22 protein-coding genes are annotated in these 23,293 nt (G+C 43.9%); 16 read left to right on the forward strand and 6 right to left on the reverse strand.

All coding sequences use genetic code 11. The annotated features are described in order from the left end of the window. Window positions 1-106 precede the first annotated feature (106 nt). From rnr to rplI, 5 genes are all read left to right on the forward strand, one after another. On the forward strand, window positions 107-2,608 hold the full coding sequence (gene rnr / locus AB4138_RS12980) for a ribonuclease R (protein ID WP_372306256.1): 2,502 nt from the start codon (window positions 107-109) through the stop codon (window positions 2,606-2,608). Window positions 2,609-2,796: 188 nt separating this feature from the next. After that, complete coding sequence (rlmB, locus tag AB4138_RS12985) at window positions 2,797-3,537, forward strand: 23S rRNA (guanosine(2251)-2'-O)-methyltransferase RlmB (RefSeq protein WP_017063180.1); 741 nt, start codon at window positions 2,797-2,799, stop codon at window positions 3,535-3,537. A 277-nt stretch (window positions 3,538-3,814) separates the two neighbouring features. Then, window positions 3,815-4,204, forward strand: a complete 390-nt coding sequence (gene rpsF, locus AB4138_RS12990; RefSeq protein WP_004741278.1) for a 30S ribosomal protein S6 — start codon at window positions 3,815-3,817, stop codon at window positions 4,202-4,204. A 112-nt stretch (window positions 4,205-4,316) separates the two neighbouring features. Continuing rightward, on the forward strand, window positions 4,317-4,544 hold the full coding sequence (gene rpsR / locus AB4138_RS12995) for a 30S ribosomal protein S18 (RefSeq protein WP_000090472.1): 228 nt from the start codon (window positions 4,317-4,319) through the stop codon (window positions 4,542-4,544). 38 nt (window positions 4,545-4,582) lie between these two features. Further along, entirely contained in the window at window positions 4,583-5,035 is a 453-nt protein-coding gene (gene rplI, locus AB4138_RS13000; protein WP_010434182.1) for a 50S ribosomal protein L9, read from the forward strand. Between the two features lie 180 nt (window positions 5,036-5,215). On the opposite strand, the gene AB4138_RS13005 is transcribed toward rplI, so the two are convergent. Continuing rightward, window positions 5,216-6,133: a DUF481 domain-containing protein gene (locus AB4138_RS13005; protein ID WP_372306260.1), complete on the reverse strand. Its 918-nt coding sequence runs from the start codon at window positions 6,131-6,133 to the stop codon at window positions 5,216-5,218. 176 nt (window positions 6,134-6,309) lie between these two features. Here AB4138_RS13005 and AB4138_RS13010 point away from each other — a divergent pair, with 176 nt between their 5' ends. Genes AB4138_RS13010 through AB4138_RS13020 form a run of 3 tightly spaced genes read left to right on the forward strand, consistent with a single transcriptional unit; the run spans window position 6,310 to window position 10,022 of the window. Then, window positions 6,310-7,701 (forward strand): replicative DNA helicase, encoded by a 1,392-nt coding sequence (locus AB4138_RS13010; RefSeq protein ID WP_016767560.1) that lies wholly within the window; start codon window positions 6,310-6,312, stop codon window positions 7,699-7,701. 6 nt (window positions 7,702-7,707) lie between these two features. Beyond that, entirely contained in the window at window positions 7,708-8,793 is a 1,086-nt protein-coding gene (gene alr, locus AB4138_RS13015; protein ID WP_017065624.1) for an alanine racemase, read from the forward strand. 23 nt (window positions 8,794-8,816) lie between these two features. After that, window positions 8,817-10,022: a BamA/TamA family outer membrane protein gene (locus AB4138_RS13020; protein WP_017059937.1), complete on the forward strand. Its 1,206-nt coding sequence runs from the start codon at window positions 8,817-8,819 to the stop codon at window positions 10,020-10,022. A 117-nt stretch (window positions 10,023-10,139) separates the two neighbouring features. Here AB4138_RS13020 and AB4138_RS13025 read toward each other — a convergent pair whose 3' ends face one another. Beyond that, window positions 10,140-10,559, reverse strand: coding sequence for a secondary thiamine-phosphate synthase enzyme YjbQ (locus AB4138_RS13025; protein WP_017059938.1), 420 nt, complete (start codon window positions 10,557-10,559; stop codon window positions 10,140-10,142). 326 nt (window positions 10,560-10,885) lie between these two features. Here AB4138_RS13025 and pgi point away from each other — a divergent pair, with 326 nt between their 5' ends. Then, complete coding sequence (pgi, locus tag AB4138_RS13030; RefSeq protein ID WP_017065622.1) at window positions 10,886-12,538, forward strand: glucose-6-phosphate isomerase; 1,653 nt, start codon at window positions 10,886-10,888, stop codon at window positions 12,536-12,538. 153 nt (window positions 12,539-12,691) lie between these two features. On the opposite strand, the gene AB4138_RS13035 is transcribed toward pgi, so the two are convergent. Together AB4138_RS13035 and zur are read right to left on the reverse strand one after the other, a co-directional pair. Continuing rightward, window positions 12,692-13,153: a chemotaxis protein CheX gene (locus AB4138_RS13035; protein ID WP_017059940.1), complete on the reverse strand. Its 462-nt coding sequence runs from the start codon at window positions 13,151-13,153 to the stop codon at window positions 12,692-12,694. Window positions 13,154-13,170: 17 nt separating this feature from the next. Then, on the reverse strand, window positions 13,171-13,629 hold the full coding sequence (gene zur / locus AB4138_RS13040; protein ID WP_372183218.1) for a zinc uptake transcriptional repressor Zur: 459 nt from the start codon (window positions 13,627-13,629) through the stop codon (window positions 13,171-13,173). Between the two features lie 433 nt (window positions 13,630-14,062). Between zur and AB4138_RS13045 the strand changes: the two genes are divergently transcribed. The 6 genes from AB4138_RS13045 (at window position 14,063) to AB4138_RS13070 (ending at window position 19,928) form a co-directional block, all read left to right on the forward strand. Further along, on the forward strand, window positions 14,063-14,272 hold the full coding sequence (locus AB4138_RS13045; protein ID WP_017059942.1) for a hypothetical protein: 210 nt from the start codon (window positions 14,063-14,065) through the stop codon (window positions 14,270-14,272). 24 nt (window positions 14,273-14,296) lie between these two features. After that, complete coding sequence (locus tag AB4138_RS13050; protein ID WP_017059943.1) at window positions 14,297-15,451, forward strand: hypothetical protein; 1,155 nt, start codon at window positions 14,297-14,299, stop codon at window positions 15,449-15,451. Window positions 15,452-15,667: 216 nt separating this feature from the next. Further along, window positions 15,668-17,143, forward strand: a complete 1,476-nt coding sequence (locus tag AB4138_RS13055; protein WP_017065767.1) for a glycerophosphodiester phosphodiesterase — start codon at window positions 15,668-15,670, stop codon at window positions 17,141-17,143. A gap of 43 nt (window positions 17,144-17,186) precedes the next feature. Beyond that, window positions 17,187-19,550: a hypothetical protein gene (locus AB4138_RS13060; protein WP_017059945.1), complete on the forward strand. Its 2,364-nt coding sequence runs from the start codon at window positions 17,187-17,189 to the stop codon at window positions 19,548-19,550. 85 nt (window positions 19,551-19,635) lie between these two features. After that, window positions 19,636-19,767, forward strand: coding sequence for a hypothetical protein (locus AB4138_RS13065; RefSeq protein WP_346763020.1), 132 nt, complete (start codon window positions 19,636-19,638; stop codon window positions 19,765-19,767). Next, window positions 19,767-19,928, forward strand: a complete 162-nt coding sequence (locus AB4138_RS13070) for a hypothetical protein (protein WP_172837676.1) — start codon at window positions 19,767-19,769, stop codon at window positions 19,926-19,928. Before AB4138_RS13065 ends, AB4138_RS13070 begins: the two co-directional genes overlap by 1 nt. Window positions 19,929-19,955: 27 nt before the next feature. Here AB4138_RS13070 and AB4138_RS13075 read toward each other — a convergent pair whose 3' ends face one another. Further along, a complete protein-coding gene (locus AB4138_RS13075; RefSeq protein WP_372306265.1) occupies window positions 19,956-20,579 on the reverse strand; it encodes a hypothetical protein in 624 nt (207 codons plus the stop codon). A gap of 348 nt (window positions 20,580-20,927) precedes the next feature. Beyond that, entirely contained in the window at window positions 20,928-21,992 is a 1,065-nt protein-coding gene (locus AB4138_RS13080) for a site-specific integrase (RefSeq protein WP_372306268.1), read from the reverse strand. A 110-nt stretch (window positions 21,993-22,102) separates the two neighbouring features. Here AB4138_RS13080 and dusA point away from each other — a divergent pair, with 110 nt between their 5' ends. Next, the gene (gene dusA, locus AB4138_RS13085; RefSeq protein ID WP_017069030.1) at window positions 22,103-23,104 is read left to right on the forward strand and encodes a tRNA dihydrouridine(20/20a) synthase DusA; all 1,002 of its coding nucleotides are present in this window, start codon (window positions 22,103-22,105) and stop codon (window positions 23,102-23,104) included. Window positions 23,105-23,293 lie beyond the last annotated feature (189 nt).

Consider the following 23,293-nt stretch of genomic DNA (forward strand, 5'->3'; position numbering starts at 1 on the left):
TATCAATCTGAGGTTATTTGAGTGTTTTCTAAAGCATATCTGTAGCTTACCCCTAGCATCAGATATACTAGGGGTATATACCTTCCTTGCTTAAGCAGGCCCGCCTATGTCAAAAAACACACCAACGTCAGAAAACACGACAGCGACAACCACTGTTGATCCTTTTGCCGACCGAGAGTCGAAAAATTACGATAACCCAGTACCAAGCCGAGAGTTCATTATTTCGTTTCTAACAGACGCGAATATTCCGATGAACCGCAACGATCTATTCGAAGCTTTGGGTCTTGCTGGAGAGGAACAATATGAAGGGCTGCGTCGTCGTTTGCGTGCAATGGAGCGTGATGGACAGCTTATCTTTACTCGTCGTCAGTGCTACGCATTGCCTGAGAAGATGGAACTGATCAAAGGCTATGTGATTGGTCATAAAGACGGTCATGGTTGGGTTCGCCCAGACGGCAGTGTGGGTAAAGACAATGATATCGTGCTGCCGCATCATCAGATGAAAACCATCATGCACGGTGATTACGTATTGGTTCAGCCTACTGACAACAGTAAGCGTGGCCGTCGTGAAGGTCGCTTGGTTCGTGTGCTTGAAGAGCGTAAAACGCCACTTGTTGGTCGCTTCTTCCTAGAGTACGGCCATTCTTACGTTGTTGCTGATGATTCGCGTATTAGTCACGACATCCAGATCCCTACTGAGCATAAAGGCGGTGCTCGAATGGGTAATGTGGTTGTGATTGAAATTACGGATCGCGGTGGTCGTTCTCGTAACATGATGGGGAAAGTAACCGAAGTTCTTGGTGAAAACATGGCGCCGGGTATGGAAACGCAGATTGCGATCCGTACTCACCAGATCCCACAAGAGTGGCCTGAAGCGGTAGATAAGCAAATCGAAAACCTAGGTGAGCATGTTCCTGAAGAAGCAAAAGAAGGACGTGTAGACCTGCGTAAACTGCCATTGGTTACCATTGATGGTGAAGATGCGCGTGACTTCGATGATGCGGTTTACTGTGAAGCGAAGAAAGGCGGCGGCTGGCGCCTGTGGGTAGCGATTGCTGACGTAAGTTACTACGTTCGCCCAGATACAGCGCTAGACAAAGAAGCGATTAACCGTGGTAACTCGGTATACTTCCCGTCACAAGTCGTGCCAATGCTGCCAGAAGTGCTTTCAAATGGTTTGTGTTCATTGAACCCTCAGGTAGACCGTTTATGTATGGTGTGTGAGATGACTATCTCAGACAAAGGTAAACTGTCAGGCTACAAGCACTACGAAGCGGTAATGAATTCTCATGCTCGTCTTACTTATAACAAAGTAGGCGCGATCTTAGATGGCAATGAAGAATTACGTGAGCGTTACGAACCTGAAGTACCACATCTTGAAGAGCTTCATAAGATGTATAAGGTGCTTAAGAAAACGCGTGACGAACGTGGTGCGATTGAATTTGAAACGGTAGAAACTAAGTTTATCTTCAATGCGGATCGTAAGATTGACCGTATTGAGCCAGTAATTCGTAACGATGCACACAAGATCATCGAAGAATGTATGATTCTTGCGAATATCGCATCGGCATCTTACGTAGAAAAAGCGAAAGAGCCTGCGCTGTACCGTGTTCACGAAACTCCGGGCGAAGAGCGCTTAATGGGCTTCAAGAGCTTTTTAAGTGAATTAGGTTTAACACTGGAAGGTGGTCTGTCGCCATCACCAGTAGACTATGCACAACTGATGCAACAGATTAATGAACGTGAAGATCGTGAATTAATCCAAACTATGCTGCTACGCTCAATGAAGCAAGCGGTATACAACGCGGATAACGCGGGTCACTTTGGTTTAGCTCTTAAACGCTATGCTCACTTTACCTCGCCAATTCGTCGTTACCCAGATTTGCTATTGCACCGTGCGATTAAGTACCTTATTGCGAAAGAAGAAGGTCGTAACAGCGAACGTTGGACGCCAACTGGTGGTTACCACTACACTTTCGATGATATGGACTTCTACGGCGAGCAGTGTTCAATGACTGAACGTCGTGCTGATGACGCAACGCGTGAAGTAAACGACTGGTTGAAGTGTGAATACATGCAAGACCATGTCGGTGAGGTGATGGATGGTGTGATTGCCAACGTGACTGGTTTTGGCTTCTTTGTTCGTCTAACTGAACTGCACATTGATGGCTTGGTACACATCTCAGCGCTAGCGAATGATTACTACCAATTTGATGCTGTTGGTCAGCGTCTAGTGGGTGAAAGCTCAGGTAATATCTACCGCTTGGGTGATTCGGTTAAAGTGAAGGTTTCTGCGGTTAATTTAGAAACTCGCCAAATCGACTTTGACTTAGAAGACACTGATCGTCAGCCGCGTGGCAAAGGCAAAACAGCCAAGAAGCGTGCAGCAGAAGCGATGAAAAAGGCGAAAAGCAAGAAGCGCTTAGCAGTGAAGAGTAATAAGCCAGGTGTATCAGCGAAGCCTATGGTTGAGCCAACTAAGCGACCTGACGGAAGCAGCGAAGGCCCTGCTAAGAAGAAAAAGCCAGCGAATAAAACCGGTGCTGCTAAAGCTCGCGCTAAGAAAAAGCGTGCTGCAAGCCGTAAGCCAAAGGCTGATAACTCTTAAGACTGATAGATCTTAAGGCTAAATAAGGCGCTCTGCTAATCAGGTTTAGCGCCTACTGATTTAGTGTGAAATGACTTTAATGCGAGAGTATCAGGCACAAGACGCATACTCTCGAAATGAACAACACAGAGAGGGATGCATCGGCATTGATGTCATTCATCTCTGAGCAATAAGAGTAAGTTGAGACAATGAGTAACGAATTTATTTACGGTATTCACGCGGTGAAAGCCGTACTAGAAAAAGATCCTGCACGTTTTATCGAAGCGTATGTATTGAAAGGTCGCCAAGACGAGCGTCTTCTTCCATTACTGAACCAACTGCAACAGTTTGGTGTGTCGATTCAACAGATGGGTCGTAAGCCGTTGGATGAAAAAGCACAAGGTGCGAATCACCAAGGTCTTATTGCTAAGGTGAAGCCTGCTAAGCAGCTTAATGAAACTCACCTAGACGATATCCTAGCGCAGCACGAACAGCCTTTGCTGTTAGTTCTAGACGGCGTAACAGACCCTCATAACCTAGGCGCTTGTCTACGTAACGCGGATGCCGCAGGTGTCGCTGCTGTTATCGTACCTAAAGATCGCTCTTCGCCGTTAACAGCAACGGTAAGCAAGGTTGCATGTGGCGCAGCTGAAACGGTTCCTCTCGTGCGCGTAACCAACCTAGCTCGCACAATGCGTGCACTGCAAGAGCAGGGCGTATGGTTTGTGGGTACGGCAGGTGAAGCAACGCATGATATCTATCAAGCGAAGCTAACGGGTCCTCTTGCGGTAGTTATGGGTGCAGAAGGTGACGGTATGCGTCGTTTAACTCGTGAAACTTGCGATGATCTGATTAAGATTCCAATGGCAGGTAGCGTATCGAGCTTAAATGTTTCTGTGGCGTCGGGTATTTGCCTGTTCGAAGCGGTAAGACAGCGTTTAGCTCAGTAATGCGTTAACGCTGCTTTAAGTCTATGAATTTATTAGCGCTCACCACTTGCTGGTGGGCGTTTCTTTTTAGGCTGTTATAGCAAAATCCATCGGTTTGTCGGATGGCTAGATGGCGACAGAAAAACTGTTTCATTATTCACCAAATAGCGCTTGCCAATACCGGGTTCTTTCTATAACATTTGCCGTCCTTAAAACTCGGTCATTTATCTTTAGTTCCTTGCTTCCTCTGGACGACCGGGCCACTCGTGGAAGCTAATAATCCGTAAGGAGCAACCAAATGCGTCATTACGAAATCGTATTCATGGTTCACCCTGATCAAAGCGAGCAAGTTGCTGGCATGATCGAGCGTTACACTGGTTCTATCACTGAAGCTGGCGGTACTATCCACCGTCTAGAAGACTGGGGTCGTCGTCAAATGGCTTACCCAATCAACAAGCTTCACAAAGCTCACTACGTTCTTATGAACGTTGAAGCTGGTCAAGAAGTGATTGACGAGCTAGAAACTGCTTTCCGTTTCAACGATGCAGTTCTACGTAACATGATCATGCGCACTAAAGGCGCTGTGACTGAGCAATCTATTATGCTTAAGCAAAAAGAAGAGCGTGCAGAGCGTGCTCCTCGTCGCGAAGAGCGTACAGAAGCTAAACCAGAAGCAGCTGCTGAGTAATTCTTTTTTGGCTTAACGCCTTAAAAAATTCTCAACTTGTTTTAGGTCATTGATAGTTATTTCGATAATTGTGAAAGACCGCTTTACTAAATTTAAGATCAGGAGATAGCCCATGGCTCGTTTCTTCCGTCGTCGTAAATTCTGCCGTTTCACTGCAGAAGGCGTACAAGAGATTGACTACAAAGACGTAGCAACTCTTAAAAACTACATCACTGAAGCTGGTAAAATCGTACCTAGCCGTATCACTGGTACAAGCGCTAAGTACCAGCGTCAACTAGCTCGCGCTATCAAGCGTTCTCGTTACCTAGCTCTACTACCGTACACTGACAAGCATCAGTAATCGGTAATAGTTAATAATAGTTTAAGAGGACTAAGATAATGCAAGTTATTCTACTTGATAAGATCGGTAACCTAGGTGGCCTTGGCGACCAAGTAAACGTTAAATCTGGTTACGCTCGTAACTTCCTTATCCCACAGGGTAAAGCAGTTATGGCAACTAAAGACAACGTTGCTATGTTCGAAACTCGTCGTGCTGAACTAGAAGCTAAAGTTGCTGAGCAACTAGCTGCTGCTGAAGCTCGTGCAGAGAGCGTTAACACTCTAGAAGGCGTTACAATCGCTTCTAAAGCTGGTGACGAAGGTAAACTATTCGGTTCTATCGGTACTCGTGACATCGCTGACGCTATTACAGCGGCAGGTGTTGCAGTAGCTAAGAGCGAAGTACGCCTACCTGAAGGCGCTCTACGTAACATCGGCGAATTCGAAGTAAGCATCCAACTTCACTCTGAAGTTTTTGCTACTGCGAAAATCGCTATCGTTGCAGCTGAGTAATTTCAGTACCAAGACGAATTCTTTCTTTTGAAAGTTTTAAACACCAGCTTCGGCTGGTGTTTTTTTATGTCTGGAATATAGGAAAGTACAAGGAAGGGCTACAGTAGGTAAAAAGCTTACGGTGATCCATAAGCTGTTATTGCTGAACAAGTTGTTCTCAAGGTTAGAGGTGGCCTAAGATTAGAACTGGAAGAGCAAGTTGATCGATAGAACAGAGTCTTGTTTGCTTAAGCCTTCAGGCACTTTATCGTGGTACTGGCGAGAGTGAGCGATCTTCAGCGCGATATTGTCAGTAATATCGTTGATGGCTTCTAACTCAGTATCAAACTTTAGGTTACTGTGACCAGAGACAAGCGTCACGTCTGCCTTGAGCTGCAAATTCTTCAACACCTGCCATGACGTATTCACGTTGCCACGGAAAATTGCCTCTTCAACAATCTCTGGGAAGATGATGTCATCATCATCAATCTCATCAAGGTTCGGTTCTTGGTAACGAAAACCCGGTCCCACCTCAATTTCCAACACAAACTCTTCGGTATTCGAAAATTGGTAACCCAGACCACTCGAAATTGTGTAGTCCTTAAAGTAAGCACTGTATCTCGAGTCGACTCCTTTGAAACTGCCGTAAAGGTAGGTTTTAGGGCTTAACTTGTAGTCACTCTGAGCTGAGTAAGTCGATTGCCTTTTATCTTCTTCGCCATCTTTGTAGAGGTTGTAGTATTTCCATTCGCCACTGGTTCTATGACGACCAGCTGTATACTCACCGTTCAGGCGTGCGTTAAGCGATCGTGAATCCGAATTACCAGTATGCGACTGATATCCAAATTCGACCTCAGTCTTTAGTGGGTTAGGCAGTTCTGTATCAGCCGTATCACTTGGTGCGATATCCAACTCTTTTTCTTCAGGTGTCGGTGCAACGACGATCGGCTCAGAAGTAGGTTCTGAAACTACTATAGAGTCGAGGATTGCATCAACAGAGGTATTAGCATCAACAGAGGCTTTAGTATCATCAGCTAAGGCCATCGGAGCGCTCAGGAGACCGATGCTTAGAAGACTAGAGCTTAGAAGACCAGTGCTCAGAGCCAATAATTTGGACACGCATACCTCTAGTTATACAGTGAGTGAATGGCAGGATCGTAATGCTACCTTTGGTTAATTCCGTCAGCAATAGGTAAATTCTTCCTGAAGAATAAAACAAACTCATAGGATCGGATTACAAACGGATGTTCTTGGGTATAATGAACGATCATTATTAGTTATTGAGTGTAGTCATAGTGGATACCAAAAGTCAGAAATCAGCCAACGATCAGGTGGACGCCATCAAGGTCCCACCACATTCATTAGAAGCTGAGCAATCTGTTATTGGCGGTTTGTTATTAGATAACGAACGCTGGGATACAGTTGCCGAAAAGGTTGTGGCCAAAGACTTTTATAGCCGTCCTCACCGTCTGATCTTTGAAGCGGTAAAGGATATCCTTGAAGAAAGTTCTCCTCTGGATCTTATTACACTCTCTGAACATTTAGAGCTGCGTGAGCAACTTGAAGAAGTGGGTGGCTTTGCTTACCTTGCTGACTTAGCGAAAAACACACCAAGTGCCGCAAACATCAATGCGTATGCGGATATCGTAGCGCAACGTGCACTTGTTCGTAGCCTGATTGGTGTCGCGAATGAGATTGCTGATTCTGGTTATGACCCTCAAGGTCGTACTTCGGAAGAGCTGGTTGATCTTGCTGAAAGTAAAGTCTTCGCGATTGCCGAAGGCCGTGCAAGTGAAAACGAAGGTCCACAAAACGTTGATAGCATTCTAGAGAAGACGCTAGAACGTATCGAGATCCTATACAAAACGCCGCAAGATGGTGTGACAGGTGTCGATACTGGCTTCAACGACCTCAACAAGAAAACAGCAGGTCTACAAGGCTCTGACTTAATTATTGTTGCTGCTCGTCCATCGATGGGTAAAACCACATTTGCGATGAACTTGTGTGAAAACGCGGCGATGAAGCAAGACAAACCGGTTTTAATCTTCTCGCTAGAGATGCCAGCCGAACAGCTGATGATGCGTATGCTTGCGTCACTTTCTCGCGTAGACCAAACCAAGATTCGTACTGGTCAGCTAGATGATGAAGATTGGGCTCGTATCTCGTCGAGTATGGGTATTCTTATGGATAAGAAGAATATGTATATCGATGACAGCTCGGGTCTAACGCCAACAGAAGTGCGTTCTCGTGCTCGACGTATCGCTCGTGAACACGATGGTATCTCTATGATCATGATAGATTACCTTCAATTAATGCGTGTACCTTCGTTATCTGATAACCGTACTCTTGAAATCGCCGAGATTTCTCGCTCATTGAAAGCGTTAGCAAAAGAGCTCAACGTTCCGGTTGTGGCACTTTCTCAGCTTAACCGTTCCCTAGAGCAACGTGCTGATAAGCGCCCAGTAAACTCGGATTTGCGTGAATCAGGTTCGATTGAGCAAGATGCCGATTTGATCATGTTCATCTATCGTGATGAGGTTTATAACCCAGATAGTTCCTTGAAAGGCATTGCTGAGATCATCCTTGGTAAGCAACGTAACGGTCCGATCGGTTCTGTTCGTCTTACGTTCCAAGGCCAACACTCCCGATTTGATAACTATGCAGGCCCTGCATTTGATGATGAGTAATCGCTAATGACTTACATGAAAGCGGCGACGGCGAGCATTGACTTAAACGCGCTCGAACATAACCTGAACCAGATAAAGTCGAAGGCTCCTCAGTGCAAGGTCATGTCTGTTGTGAAAGCCAATGGCTACGGACACGGCTTACTGCATATAGCCAAGCATTCAAAAAGTTCAGATGCTTTTGGTGTGGCGCGTATTGAAGAAGCGTTACAACTTCGTGCTGGTGGCATTGTTAAACCTATTTTGTTGCTGGAAGGATTTTACTCTTCGGGCGATTTGCCAATCTTGGTGACCAATAACATTCAAACGGTGGTGCATTGTGAAGAGCAATTAAGCGCGCTAGAGAATGCGGATTTGGAAACACCCGTTGTGGTATGGCTAAAAGTCGACAGTGGTATGCACCGATTAGGTGTTCGCCCTGAGCAATACCAAAACTTTGTTGAGCGTTTGCATCAATGTGCGAATGTTGCCAAACCTCTACGTTACATGAGCCACTTCGGTTGTGCTGATGAACTGGATAGAGCAACCACCGTTGAACAGACAGAGCTTTTCTTGTCGCTTACTGAAGGTTGTGAAGGGGAGCGTTCACTTGCTGCCTCTGCGGGTTTACTCGCTTGGCCAGACAGCCACCTTGATTGGGTTCGTCCGGGAATCATATCTTACGGTGTCTCTCCGTTTGTTGATAAATCAGCGCAAGAGCTTGGATTTTTGCCTGTGATGACCCTGACCTCACACCTAATTGCCGTTCGCGATGTGAAAGCCGGTGAAAGTGTGGGTTATGGCGGAAACTGGACCAGTGAACGTGATACCAAGGTTGGTGTTATCGCGATTGGTTACGGTGATGGTTATCCTCGTACTGCACCTAACGGTACTCCAGTGTTCGTTAACGGTCGAAAAGTACCGATCGCAGGACGTGTATCAATGGACATGCTAACGGTTGATCTAGGCCCTGATGCGGCAGATAAAGTCGGCGATGAAGCGACTCTGTGGGGTAAAGATTTACCTTCAGAAGAAGTGGCTGAACATATCGGCACTATCGCTTACGAGTTAGTCACTAAGCTGACTTCGCGTGTTGCGATGGAATATGTGAAGTAATCATGGATCTTGATAAGTAAATTATGTTCAAGCGAACGACTCGAAGCTGGCTAATGTCTGCAATGACATTACTCGGTGTCAGCTTTTCTTCTTCCGCTGTGAGTGAAGAAAAAGATTCAGCCTTTGTTCCTTTCTACTTCAGCACCGAAACCATGGGTAACACCTTTGGGGTTGCGGGTGTCGCAAAGGGTGTTTGGCAACCTCAAGCCGCTCTGTTTGGTATGGCACTCTATTCAGACAAAGACAGTTACGTCGGTTTTCTATCGGCTTTTAACTATGCCTTGTCTGAGAACGTATTGTTTAGCACTCAGATGTATCAAGCGCGCTTCAACGACAACCCGTATTACATTGGTTCTCAAGGCGATAATGATTCATCTATCGATGACAAAACCATTGCTGATGGCTTAGAGCAAAACTATCAGTTTGAGTTTAAGTATTTGCTACCTTGGGGCAACGTTGCAGAACACGGTTTACTCGGTGCTTTTCAGCCAATCAAAGATGTGAGCTTTGCTTCGCCAATCGAATCGGGTGTCAGTTCGATTCTATTTACGCCTTTTTATACTGCTCGTGAGTTGGAAGGTTTAAATAATACCGAGGAGGCAACAGGCTTTAGTTTGGCGTTTGATTGGGATAACCGTGATAGCACACGCAACCCGACCAGAGGTTCTCACACTAACCTTGAGTTCACCACTGGCGCAGAGAGTTGGTCTAACGATGACTTGTGGCTTAAGTGGACCTTCCAAAATAGCCAGTACTTTGCTTTAGGTCCTTTAGGGGACTTATTCGATCAACAAGTTTTAGCATTTGATTTCTATACCGCTGACACGCCAACGTGGGATAACTGCTCTGGGCAAGATTGTGCTCGCCCACCAGAAACGGAGCAAGCTCGATTGGGTGGCTTGTATCGTTTACGAGGTTATACCGGAGGTCGTTATCACGGTCGCTCTGCAGTTCATTATTCTGCTGAGTACCGAGTACTTCCTGACTGGCAACCACTTGGCGATATCCCACTGATAAACTACTACGATTTGCCTTGGTGGCAATGGGTAGCGTTTGCTGAATTAGGGCGCGTTGCCGATGAGTACGACATCAAAACACTGCACTCGGACATGAAATGGAGCTTAGGTGGCGCGGTGCGTTTCCAAGTGGAAGGTATTGTTGTACGTGCTGAGTTGGCGCGAGGTGGTGACGAAGGGGCCTTTAGGGTTATGATAAACCAGCCCTTCTAAACCTTTCGGCCTACAGTAGGCCAAATACTATTTTTATAAGAGTGGTCGTGGAAACACACCACTCTTTTTTATTAACAAGATATTGTTTTTATTAAGGAGATCTTGTTTTCAAGCAGTCTACTCACCTTGCATCGTAGCAATCACAGTTCGGCTTCCACCACAATCTCGGTGCTCTCCTAAGTAAATACCCTGCCATGTTCCTAAAGCTAAACGACCATTGCTAATTGGTATTGTCACACTGGTGCCAAGTGTCGATGCTTTAATGTGGGCAGGCATGTCATCATCACCTTCATAGGTGTGTCTGTAGTAGGGCGCTCGCTCTGGGACAAACTTATTAAAGTGCGACTCCATATCGGTACGGACGGTAGGATCAGCGTTCTCGTTTAGCGTGAGGCTGGCAGAGGTATGTTGGATAAAAAGATGTAATAAACCAACAGATAGAGAATTGATATCGTGTATCTGTTGTTCAATTTCATCAGTAATGAGATGAAATCCACGCTTTCGTGCATTTAGGTGTATAGTCTTCTGAATCCACATACGCCATCCTTTATAATGTATTTGGAAAAAAAGTGGTTTAACGCTATCTTTTGAACTTGAATTTATCAGGTATCGCTCACATTTAATTATGTTAGAGCTAGAGTCTGTACCGATTCTTCTGTCAGGAAATCTAATCCTGATTTATCTCAAGGCACAGCTCTTCATATGCGGCATAATACGTCGTGAAAAAAAATTACAAAGAATCTTTCAGTGGTGACGCGGTTTGGTCATCACAGAAAAATATAAACTTTCGCCTAATCGGGGGTTCTATTCATCACCCAGGTGACGTTTAGAATAAAACCTACAGTAACATCGGGATAGATACCATGTTGAAAAATATCAACCCAACGCAAACACAAGCGTGGAAAGCTCTAACGGCACATTTTGAGTCTGCTCAAGATATGGATATGAAAGAGCTGTTTGCTCAAGATGCAAAGCGTTTCGAGAGCTTTTCTACTCGTTTCGGTTCTGACATCTTAGTGGATTACTCTAAGAACCTTATCGATGCTGAAACTATGCAGCACCTATTTGCTCTTGCGAACGAGACTGAAGTTAAGTCTGCAATCGAAGCAATGTTCGGTGGTGATGCAATCAACAAGACTGAAGGTCGTTCAGTACTTCACACTGCTCTACGTAACCGTAGCGACAAGCCAGTAATGGTTGACGGCAAAGACGTAATGCCAGCAGTTAACGCTGTACTAGCAAAAATGGAACTGTTCACACACCGCATCGTTTCTGGTGAGTGGAAAGGTTACACAGGTAAAGAGATCACTGATGTTGTAAACATCGGTATCGGCGGTTCGGATCTTGGTCCATACATGGTGACTGAAGCACTAACGCCATACAAAACTCGCCTAAACATGCACTTCGTTTCTAACGTAGATGGCACTCACATCGTTGAGACACTTAAGCCTCTTAACCCAGAAACAACGCTATTCTTAGTGGCATCTAAAACATTCACGACTCAAGAAACAATGACTAACGCGCACTCTGCACGTGATTGGTTCTTGGCTGAAGCGGGTGACAACGCACACGTAGCTAAACACTTCGCAGCACTATCAACTAACGCAACTGCGGTCGCTGAGTTTGGTATTGATACTGACAACATGTTCGAATTCTGGGACTGGGTTGGTGGTCGTTACTCACTATGGTCTGCAATCGGTCTTTCTATCTCACTATCTGTTGGCTTCGATAACTTCGTTGAGCTACTAGAAGGTGCTCACGAGATGGATAACCACTTTGCTTCAACTGAGTTTGAAAGCAACATTCCAGTAATCCTTGCGCTTATCGGTATTTGGTATAACAACTTCCACGGCGCTGAGTCAGAAGCAATTCTACCTTACGACCAGTACATGCACCGTTTTGCAGCTTACTTCCAGCAAGGCAACATGGAATCAAACGGTAAGTTTGTAGACCGTGAAGGCAACCCGGTAGAGTACCAAACAGGTCCTATCATCTGGGGCGAACCAGGTACAAACGGTCAGCACGCTTTCTACCAACTGATTCACCAAGGCACTAAGCTGATCCCATCAGACTTCATTGCTCCTGCTATCAGCCACAACCCAGCATCTGATCACCACCAGAAGCTAATGTCTAACTTCTTTGCTCAAACTGAAGCACTAGCATTCGGTAAGACAAAAGAGACAGTGGAAGCTGAATTCCTAGCGGCTGGCAAAACAGCTGAAGAAGTGGCTGAGCTTGTACCTTTCAAAGTATTTGAAGGTAACCGTCCAACGAACTCTATTCTTGTTAAGCAAATCAACCCTCGCTCTTTAGGTAACCTAATCGCGATGTACGAGCACAAGATCTTCGTTCAAGGCGTTATCTGGAACATCTTCAGCTTCGACCAATGGGGTGTAGAACTTGGTAAGCAACTAGCAAACCAAATTCTTCCAGAGCTTGCTGACGATGCTCAAGTAACGTCTCACGACAGCTCAACTAACGGTCTAATCAACGCATTTAAAGCGCTTAAAGCTTAATTGAGTTGATAGCACCAAAAAAACGCCAACCTTCGGGTTGGCGCTTTTATATCTGTATAGCAAGCATTGGTTAAATCGCAGGTAATAAAAAAGGCTGGCATGATGCCAACCTTCTTTGATTTGATACTCAGTACTGCTAGAAATAAACAGCTGTTATTCGAAACAGATCTCGATGAAAGCATTACCCCATTGAGATGAGAAAGGCATGATGATGATTGCCCCATCACACTTGTGACGAATCGTATGACCTTTACCGGAAACCACGATTGGTGTTGCCATATCGAAGTCAAAACCGCTTTCCGCAAGAATACGTTTTGCACCGCCAGTCACCATGTTAGTGATTTCACCCACCATATCGGTCACTTCTTCGTTGAGGCCGTTTGGTCGTTCACCAAGCATGTTTTCCATGATTTCGAGAGCGAGACCTTCATCAAAGGTGATCGACATAGAGCCACGAGATTGTGTACCCACCATACCAATTAGGCCGGATACATCACCACGAGCGATTTCATCTTTCTTAACTCTCGGTTTTTGTGGCTTCAATTCTAGAGAAGCCATCGTTTTTAATACGTTCATCAAAGAAGCTAAAAACGGGTTTACAAATTCAGCGCGCATAATGTTCTTCTATAATCTTATTCTTTCATCTCGGAGGAGCAAGATTGGCAAATGCCATGCGATTCAATGACATGATTCGTCAATTGAAAGCCATGCTTCTCAGCGTTACTGGCGAGTAGGGTGACAAGCGCATCGTCTTGCAGTTCTACCACTGTGCCACATTTATCGCAGATCAGTAGTTGAGAGAAATGTTTATGGGCATTGCAAGAACAGCAGCATATAAAGCTATTGGTTGACTCAACTCGGTGAATGAAACCTTGTTCCAGCAAGAAATCCAAAGCGCGATAAACAGTAGGTGGCTTGGCTTGCGGTTCACTGACTTTCAACTGCTCTAATAATTCATAAGCACTGGAGGCTTTTTTATTAGAGAGGATGAGCTCAAACACTCGCTTTCTTTGAGGTGTTAATCTAACGCCTCGCGATGCGCATATCCCTTCAACTTGCTCTATTAATGTGTGGTCCAAATTTTTCACCATTCAATCGGACATCCCTAATCAAACCTTATTTCTAGGTTATTACGTTTTGGGAGCCAATGATTTCTATTAAAGTCAGGTACAGAGCGTATTGTGACCCACGACTTTGAATAAGACAAGGTAACTCAAAATGACAGTGTGACTCAAGGCATAACTGATTAATGAGGTTGAATTAGAGATCTGGTGAATAGGTTTATAAAAAAGTATGAGGTAAAGTTGATATGACATCTTCATTTGAGTTCAATTTAGCTCAATTAATTTTTCTTACAATAATGTGCTGTTTTAAATCACATTTCTTATCGCATATTGTTCCTTATTCGCTAAAGTCGATGCCTAATATAGACTAGAAGAAGACTATTGACCCCTCCTGTCAACATGAGCTTGTCATGGTGTATTGGAGTTTTAGTCTTTAATTTCAAATTCTTGGAGTTAAGCTGTGGAGCAAGTAAACAAAGAATCATTTCTGAAACTGTTGTCCATCTATAATCAAAGAGAAAAACGTTATCAACAACGTTTGGATGACTTTAAGGCCATGAGGGATAAGCTTGAAGAAGTGGAAGAACCAAGAGTTAAAAAAAATGAGCTATACATCAAACTGGCTATAGCCGCAGCTATTATTTTAGTCATCGCCTTTATCTTTATTTAAGTCGTCAAATTGGAAGGGAATAAAATGAAAAAGCATTTTGACGCTTTGGCTAAAGCTTCATTAGAAAGTAGTCATCTTAACCTTGGTGAATGGTATGAAAGCTATGGTTTAGCACTGCACTTATTCAAGTCTGATAGCAAAATTTACACAAAGGCGATGAAAAAGCGAGACGGTCATAAAAAGCACATTGCAAAATATATTGAACCTAAGTTACTCACCACGGAAGGAGTAACTGAGGAGTTTAAAAAAATAATGCGTTGGAAGACCTTTGTTGAACGATGGGACGCATATTACGAACCTATTGCAAAGCCTCAAGATCGCGTGCATCACTTGTCTGCAGTATTGGAGGCTTTGTCCGATGAAGATGTTCCACGAGCTTTAATCGAAATCGATAATTTGCCGGTTGACTACTTGATCAACGATACTTTTTGGGGCGAGGTCATTCTCTTTATCGTTGCCGCAAGATCAGGAGATCAAGAGCAGGCCCGATCAATAACGCAAGAACTGTACAACATGGCGCAGAGCGATCACAACACAGCGTTACTTAGCCATTTGTTACCAGCTTTATGTAAGAAATATTTAGATGAAGAGTATTATCCATGGCAAATGAAGGCTCGTGTAGTGAACTGGAATGGAGAAACTTATCATTGTGTTCCGGTATTAATACACAACTTTGATGCTTTTGGTGGTCAAGAGTACATAAACCATACTCCTGTCAGACAACGTGCTCGCGTTGAAAGAAAACATAGCGTGGATTACGTGTATTCTACAGACCGTTATGGAAACCGAGGTCAAAGCATCGCGAGTGCGACTGCTAATGTTGGAATCGCCGTAGCGAGTGCGACAGGTAAAGTTATCGGCCATACTTTGCTTTTGGGCGCCGCAGGGGCGATATATCTAGCGTTAGCCGGTAAGATTCGAGTAAATCACTACAATAATTCCAATCATAAGATAGTCTTAAATCGTAAGACCGAGATGCCTGTCAATTCGTGTGGTTATATCGTGACTAAACAGAACAGTACTATTGAACCATGGCAGGATGAAGAGGGGAGCGAAAGCATAGACAATAGCTTTTCGTTTTTGAACTTCACAGATGGTTTGGCTTATCCATGTCGAAAGGGGTATGACATCCCAGATGAACAAGGGCTTATTCAATTATTATTTGATGAAATAATGTAATCATGATTTGTATTTATGAGTTTTTGAGCCTTTGCTTTCAATCAAATTGAACCATTAAATACGTCCACTCCAACAACATATCAACAATCGAAATCAATGGTTGGAGTCATCATATATTAGCACTTTGCGGTCTCCGTGCTTGGAGGCCGACTTTGTCGTGCTCAGCGTGTGAAACCCAGTTATGTCACATATAAGCTACCAACGGATAAGGATCTCATGTTTTCACCACCTTCACGTGTAACCACGCTTTCAAGAGGGCTGCTTGTCACTACTATTGCTCTTATTCAGGGATGTTCATCTACAGATAAAGTAACACCACCACAACCAACCTTGGAGCGAGGGCTTGGATTACCTGCAGATGCAAAACTAATCTCGAATCATAACTCAGCAGAGGGGCGAGAAATGTTTCGTGATATGCAGTTGGCGTTAAAATCGCGCAATCTTTATCAAACCATGGGAGGGGATATCTCTTACATCAAAGGACAGTGCCCTATTGATGTTATCGCCCACCGTGGCAGCTCTAATTATGCTGAAAACTCTCGTAATGCGATTCAAATGGCGGCGGTAAGTGGTTTTGATGGAGCAGAAATTGATGTGATGCTGACGCGTGATAAAGATTGGGTTGTACATCACGACATAGAAACAGGAAGAGCAACCGCTCGTAGTGATGGTAAGCGATATCGCGTGAGTCGTATGAAGAGTAGTGAGTGGAACTCTCTGAGTGGAAGGAGCCCTGACGGAACATTAGATGGGTATCGTCCCGCTTATTTCAATGAAGCCGTGAATGATTGGTACCATTACGCAACGATTGAACAACCCCTTAATATTGAAATAAAAACATCAGATGGCTCCATGGAAGATTTGTTTAAACTCGACGAAATGGCCAGACAAAGTCTCCCCTATAGAAACTATTTTTATTCATCAATGGATATGGACGTTCTGAAAAAAATGCGGGAAATCAATTCAAGTGTTTATCTTGGGTATGTATGGGAGCCTCATTCGGCGTCGGTTGCTCAGTTTAAGCGGGATGCAAAACGAGGCATGGGTTCTGATGATTATTATCAGAAAAATAAAAAGAATATCGATCGCGCCTTTGCTATGGAGGGGCGTTATCGTAAGCATAAGCCCAAACATTCCGCTAAAACGGTAAAACGAATACTTGGCCCCAATAGTGGATTACATGTTGATATAAGAAGTTACCGACAATATGCGACAATTTACAGCCGTGCGAAAGCGCAAGGCATGAAGGTGGTGACTTATACGATTAACGGAACGGATTACCACCAAGATCAATTGGTCTCGTTAGCTAAGGCAGGTCGACCTCTGCCAGATGAGGCGATCATGGATACCAGTAAGTTCTCTATTTGTCAGCAGCTTGCTCCACAGCTTGTCGTTCAATCAAATGGCTACCAACCCACAACGTTAGCAGGCGAAACCGTTGCTGGCCTACCCAATGACGCTGATTTTCACCGACTCTATGAACAAATAGATTACCTCAAAGATGGCCATTACATCACTAACCGAGGTCTCATTAGGAGTGTGTCATATTCCAAGCCTGCTAGCGTGAAAGGTGTGAAAAAAAGAACGCAAACAACGCAGAGCGCGAAGCCAGCAGTGCTGTTTGATATTCAAGATGAAGATTTAAATTTAAGTAACGATGCGATCAGCATTTCGATGCCGACAGAAAAATGATGTTTGATGAGAACAGGGATAGACAAATTATGGAAGCGTTAAGATGAAACCAGTTCCTAGCCAGGACGTAATAACCACAAATAATAAGAAGCCGAAATGGTTGGCTGTTTTGTTGTTTTTTTGTTCACTTCTTTATCTTTTTCCTGAAGTCGCTTTCAACGCCAAGTTGGTTGAAATTGCGGGTGGAATCGATGTTAGTGATGCTCAATTACATAAAACGGAGCTATTTGGCCGAACCATCTCAGGGATCGGGGTGACTTTAATTGTTGCGGATTTTCTACTTAAAGGATGGCTGACCACGACGAAGTTTCGCGCTATTTCATCGTTGGTCGTGATTACAGCTTTGGTTTGGCCAACGGTTTTTTTTGGTCAAAAGGCGGTAATAGATAAATGGTTGATTGAACCGAGTAGTGCAAAGCAGAGACAGGAGGCTTTCTTTTCCTCTGTACTGCGATCTAGTTTAGCGATGAATGCGATTAATATCGAAGGGATCCCTTATAACTCAGAGGCGAGTACCGAGTCGTCAGAAATGACTTTTCTCGCTTTGATCGGTGGGTTGGTTTACAGCAATGATGCATTCTTAAGTCATATTGATGATAAGAAAGTTCAAATTTTGGATCGTTATATTCAAAATCGAGCAAACGCCAATTTCGATGAGCACTATGCGAACTATAAAGTATTACGGAGTGAAGTTCAGCAATCGTGGCATCAATATCAAAAACATGTTGGGGCGTATAATCAGACGGTAGAGTCTCGCCATCAAAAGGCCAATCAAGCGTGGGAAGAGGTCGAGTCTACCGTCGCGACGGGGTATCGTGATTATCAACAGGCGAGTAAGGCCTATTTAACGCGAGCAGAGGCGAGAGCACAAAGAGTTGCACAACCTATTTTTGACCTATTTGATGATAAAGAACGCTGTTATAAACGCAAAGGAAGCTCAAGAGCCAATTGTATCAGCCGCATTGAAGATCGCTATGAACGCTTATTAAAAGATAACTCGATTCCCCACCAACCGATGGATTATTGGTTAGAGAAAACCTTTCGACGAACGAAAGGTGAAACATCTTGGGGGGAAGCATTCGGTTCTCTAGGCTTATCAGTTATCCAAGCCGGTATTGAGCAGGCGACAGGGCAAGCTGGAGAAGCCATTCAAGATAAAACGTATACCAATAGTGTCGCTCATTACACACCACGAATACTGGCAGTGTGGCAAAAACAGTTCTTAAAAGAGACCGGTTATCCTATGGGAATCGACTCTATGTCGGAGTTTCGCTCCCACTCTACAACAGCAAGTAAGGTTCGTACTCAAGTTCATCGAAAGGGGATCCATTTAGACTCCAATTGGCAAATAAACCAAATTAGCGTGTTTAAAAATGCAGTCAGAAACAAAGTTATGAAGGACACCAAAGCTCGTTGGCATGCCGAGGCAAAGCAGCGGGGTTACGACATTGAACCGAACTTATCTTGGAATGATTTTCAAAAAGTAGCCGAAGTTCAGCAACAAATAAAGAATCGTATGGGCGAACGTTATTACGTCGAGCCCATGATGGCGACGTGGAATAATAAGCAATTTTACCAACAGGTTATTGTTCCAAATGTGAGGCGTGAGAGAGATTATTGGCTAGGTTATATTGAGGCGTCACGCGCTCAGTTTGCTGATGATGGCCCTTATGCTGAACAAGGCAAAGCGGCATTGCGTTCTATCATTGTGCCGCCAATATCAATGGGACTATCGCTATTTCTCGTTGTCCTAACGGTGTTTAAGCTGCCAGGAAAATTTATCGTGTTGATGAATTACCATAAACCACGGCCAGCACCGAACTTGAAGAGCAAGGCTCTGAATATAGGCAGCTCGTTTATCGTCATATTCGTTATTCTTGTTGTGCCTGTGAATGTATTTTCATCCAAGTACACTCAAACGGACTCAACGATTGGCTTTTTCTTAGAGCAAGTCAGTGACACACTATCTCCGTCGGCTTCTTATGCCGTTCGTTGGGTGATACATACTCAACCGTTGATTCATCCACTTGGCGCTCAAATAGACAAAAGTATGCGTATTACTGATGGGTTTTCTACCTCTTTGGAGCATTCGGTAGCGGAGTTGGATGGTGTTTTTGCTCGTTATTTAACTCAGCGTGCTGAGAGCGAACCGGTGAGTTCAGCTAAAAACAATAATGAAGCCCAAACGGAGTTTCCTATGTACATCAATTCAAATGCACAGAACCAACCGGGTTTTAAGGTTCGAATAATGAATATTAAGCCTAGGTACCAAGCCGGTATGCGATTGCCAGAGGGTAATTATGATGTTGAGGTCCGTGCCAATGGATACCAACCAAAGCGTTTATGGGTAAAGCACAGTAAAGGAAAAGCCTCTCACCGAATCGAACTTGAAAAGTTGGTTATTTAAGTCCGCGTCATAGAAAGTGAACAGAAGAAAATGATCTGCTCCTTCCACTAAAAAGGGTTTAGCGTTACTTGGCGCGGGAGCTGCTTTGGTAGCTGGTCACCCTGAACTTATCACCGCGAGCGTATCGGCAGACGGTGTTCAATTCGGTGGCATTATTGGCGTGAGTGCTCCAATAGTATTTGGCCTATGGGAAACCCTACGCAATGAGTTCAAGTAATGGCAGAGTATCAAACAATAATTGTTGCCGTTGTGAGTGCTCTATCTAGCGGGGTTGGTGTAGGCATCACACTCAAAACCGATGTTAAGTGGCTGCGCTTGATGATGGAAAAGATGGATGAGCGTTTGACACGACTTGAAAGTAAAAGCCCTAATTCATAGGGCTTTTTAATAGCTACTAGCGTGAAGTTACATTCCTTTAAAGTTCATGAAACGATGCTCATGCCCGTGAGTGTAGTTAGCTGCGGTGTTGATATATTCCGCTATTACATTTTGTCTAGCTACCAAATACCCCCGATAATGGACTTCTGGCTTTGTTTTACTGAGCTCTGCTGTAGTTAGAAAACTATGCTGCTGATAGAAGTGCTCTATTGCAATCGTCAAACTTGGAAAAAGCGTCAAATCTGCCTCTTTCACTAACTTAAAGAAGTTACCATCAAGTTGTACTATCGAGTCCCAGACTTGTGAGAAACGAGCATTACTGTTGACCTCTGATATATACAAACTACCCCAGGTATATATGTAATGTGGGCGGCTACCTCCCACTAACTCGTCCATTCGAAGAATTAGCTTAGCTTTAAGCCTCTCAAGGTCGTTTGTATGGAAATCGTTTAAGTCCACACTTCTTGATTGATAACCAAGCATTGAATACAGCTCGTCATCGTTATCCTTAAATCGTTGCATTATGGGATACAGTTTTCTAAGTGAAGCAACTTTATTTTTTTCATTGGGTACGGCCAAAACTAGGTAATGAAAGATACATGCTGCATTTACCGAGATGAATAGGCTTTCCAATACTGAAGATAAATCCAAGACAATAAGAGCCAGAAGCGAGTTACAAAAGCAATATAAACTGAGGTTGTTTGAGTAATCTCTAACCAAGAAAGGCTTCAGAGCTCTAATGATTATTTTTTTACAAGCTTGGTTCCCCCACTTTCCTTCAAACTGGTATTGTATGTGAAGTAAAAGGTATTTTGGTTAAGGGTTCTTCTTGGATACTTTGTAAGGTAAAACAGTAGAATATTAAGAGGGACAAACCAAAGCATATAGTCACCAAAGTCATCAAATAGATAACAAGATTATCATAGCCTATTCAAATGCACACACATCGTAGGTTAGAGAATTAAATTGTTATAGATGTCTGAGTTAAAAGGTTTATTACTAAACCTTGTCGTGTAGTTTGTGCGGAAACAACTGCGTATAAACCTGCCATAAAATGTTCAAGTTTCTATGTCCCGTAACTTGGGCTACTTCTTCAATAGAGTACCCTTTCTCAAACAACCGACTTGCTCCCTCTCTTCGCAAGTCGTGATACCTCAAATCCTCAATACCTAATTCGTTTCTCACCCTTTGGAAGCCTGCGCTAACACTTCGTGAGTTGTACGGGAAAATGAGTTCGCCTTTGTCTGGTTGTTTCAGTGCGATCTCAAATGAATCGCCAAGCAACGGCACAATCATATGATTACCTTCTTTCTTCCTTGGGTCTTTCCTGTCTCTAACGAGTATCGTTTTATGTTCTTGGTTGAGGTCTTCCCAACGCAGCTTGCAGACTTCACCAATTCGCATACAAGTAAGAATGCTGAATTCTAGAATGTCAGTGAATGGGATTCGAGTTGTGCCGTTTGGCCGGAAAGACTCACGTTGTTCTAATCCAAGCTTTAAGAGTTTCAGTTCTTCAGAAGTTGGGCGACGTGTTCGTTTCTGGCTTTTACCTATTAGTGCCATATCAATGAGAACCGGAATTGCTTCATCAAATATCTGAAAGTTGGCCGCGATATTGAGCACAGGTTTTGCTTTTTTCATCACAGAACGGAGGTAAGCAACATCGTGATAGACCGTTGCACCGCCAGCTCCTCCACCTTTTCTATTTTTACAGTGTTGGATTAAGTCGCTAGTTTTTAGCTTGTCGCTTTCAACCTTGGATATGTCACAGTCACGAAGAAGCTTAATTACGTATTGCTTCGTTCGTCCTGTTTTATCCCATAAATCAGGCTCTTCCATAAACTTGTCCAGAAGTACGTACAACTGTACGGATTTCTGTCCGGATTCGTCAGGGTTTTCTAGCTCAAGAACCCGCTTGTTTGCATAGGTTCTAGCGAGTTCTTTTTTCCTGAATGTTTTCGATTCCCTGTGTATAATCGCCGAATTCTTTTTGACTACAATGTCCACTGTGAAGCGTGATTCACCGCTTTTTAGTGTTCTTTTTTTAATGCTAAATGATGCCATTCGTCCTACTCCATCGATACGTACTATATGCGTACTGAAAGGGTGAGTTTGGGGCAATTCTAGCAAATTGCTGTATATATATGCAGTATATAGATTTCGAGTAACACCTTATGAAACCTGACAATACTAGTAAATACGCGGCTAACCGCTTATCCGTTGCACCCATGCTCGATTGGACTGACCGCCACTGTCGTTACTTTCACCGTTTGCTTTCTCAGCAGACTCTTCTGTACACGGAAATGGTAACAACGGGCGCGATCTTACATGGTAAGGGCGACTTTCTAGAATATAACGAGCAAGAACATCCTCTTGCACTTCAACTCGGTGGTTCAAACCCGGTTGATCTGGCGGCTTGTGCCAAGCTTGCTGGTGAACGCGGTTATGATGAAGTGAATCTTAACGTAGGTTGCCCTTCAGACCGAGTTCAGAATGGTCGATTTGGTGCATGCTTGATGGCTGAGCCCGAGTTGGTGGCAGATTGTGTTTCAGCGATGAAAGAAGTCACTGATATTCCAATTACCGTGAAAACGCGTATCGGTATCGATGACCAAGACTCTTATGAGTTTCTAACTAAGTTTGTTTCGACGGTTTCTGAAAAAGGTGGCTGTGAGCAATTTACTATTCACGCGCGTAAAGCGTGGTTGAGTGGCCTTAGCCCGAAAGAGAACCGTGAGATCCCACCGCTAGATTACGATCGTGCATACCAAATCAAGAAAGATTTCTCTGATCTGGTGATTGCCGTGAATGGTGGCATTACGACTCTTGAGCAAACTAAGGAGCACTTGCAACACCTTGATGGTGTGATGATTGGTCGTGAGGCTTACCATAGCCCATTTATTTTGGCTGAAGTTGATCAACAGATCTTTGGTTTAGACACACCAATTAAGAAGCGCTCACAGGTTGTCGAAGAGATGTACCCGTACATCGAGCGTGAACTTTCAAATGGCGCAAGTTTAGGCCACATCTCTCGTCACATGCTTGGTTTGTTTCAAAGCATGCCTGGTGCAAGACAATGGCGTCGCTACATCAGTGAAAACGCACATAAGAAAGGTGCAGGTATTGAAGTGATGCAAACAGCATTGGCTAAGATCCCTAAAGAGCTAAATGTTTAAGCTCCCTCTAAGTTAAAAACTTAAGGTTAAATTCGCCACTAGAGGCTAAATTTACCACTGTAAGTTTCTGAAAAGCCACGCATGAAGATGTGTGGCTTTTTATTTATCTGATAAATAAGGGTTTTATTGGTTTGGCACACTTGGTATGGAAGCTGCAATGTTAGAAAGTAGGAAAGATAGGTCATTAAC

The organism is Vibrio sp. 10N.286.52.C3, assembly GCF_041468865.1.
Lineage (GTDB): Bacteria > Pseudomonadota > Gammaproteobacteria > Enterobacterales > Vibrionaceae > Vibrio > Vibrio crassostreae_C.

Coding starts and splice junctions, on each gene's coding strand:
- rnr (WP_372306256.1), top strand. CDS start 107: ATGTCAAAAAACACACCAACGTCAGAAAACACGACAGCGACAACCACT.
- rlmB (WP_017063180.1), top strand. CDS start 2,797: ATGAGTAACGAATTTATTTACGGTATTCACGCGGTGAAAGCCGTACTA.
- rpsF (WP_004741278.1), top strand. CDS start 3,815: ATGCGTCATTACGAAATCGTATTCATGGTTCACCCTGATCAAAGCGAG.
- rpsR (WP_000090472.1), top strand. CDS start 4,317: ATGGCTCGTTTCTTCCGTCGTCGTAAATTCTGCCGTTTCACTGCAGAA.
- rplI (WP_010434182.1), top strand. CDS start 4,583: ATGCAAGTTATTCTACTTGATAAGATCGGTAACCTAGGTGGCCTTGGC.
- alr (WP_017065624.1), top strand. CDS start 7,708: ATGACTTACATGAAAGCGGCGACGGCGAGCATTGACTTAAACGCGCTC.
- AB4138_RS13020 (WP_017059937.1), top strand. CDS start 8,817: ATGTTCAAGCGAACGACTCGAAGCTGGCTAATGTCTGCAATGACATTA.
- AB4138_RS13025 (WP_017059938.1), bottom strand. CDS start 10,559: ATGTGGATTCAGAAGACTATACACCTAAATGCACGAAAGCGTGGATTT.
- pgi (WP_017065622.1), top strand. CDS start 10,886: ATGTTGAAAAATATCAACCCAACGCAAACACAAGCGTGGAAAGCTCTA.
- AB4138_RS13035 (WP_017059940.1), bottom strand. CDS start 13,153: ATGCGCGCTGAATTTGTAAACCCGTTTTTAGCTTCTTTGATGAACGTA.
- zur (WP_372183218.1), bottom strand. CDS start 13,629: ATGGTGAAAAATTTGGACCACACATTAATAGAGCAAGTTGAAGGGATA.
- AB4138_RS13050 (WP_017059943.1), top strand. CDS start 14,297: ATGAAAAAGCATTTTGACGCTTTGGCTAAAGCTTCATTAGAAAGTAGT.
- AB4138_RS13055 (WP_017065767.1), top strand. CDS start 15,668: ATGTTTTCACCACCTTCACGTGTAACCACGCTTTCAAGAGGGCTGCTT.
- AB4138_RS13060 (WP_017059945.1), top strand. CDS start 17,187: ATGAAACCAGTTCCTAGCCAGGACGTAATAACCACAAATAATAAGAAG.
- AB4138_RS13070 (WP_172837676.1), top strand. CDS start 19,767: ATGGCAGAGTATCAAACAATAATTGTTGCCGTTGTGAGTGCTCTATCT.
- AB4138_RS13080 (WP_372306268.1), bottom strand. CDS start 21,992: ATGGCATCATTTAGCATTAAAAAAAGAACACTAAAAAGCGGTGAATCA.
- dusA (WP_017069030.1), top strand. CDS start 22,103: ATGAAACCTGACAATACTAGTAAATACGCGGCTAACCGCTTATCCGTT.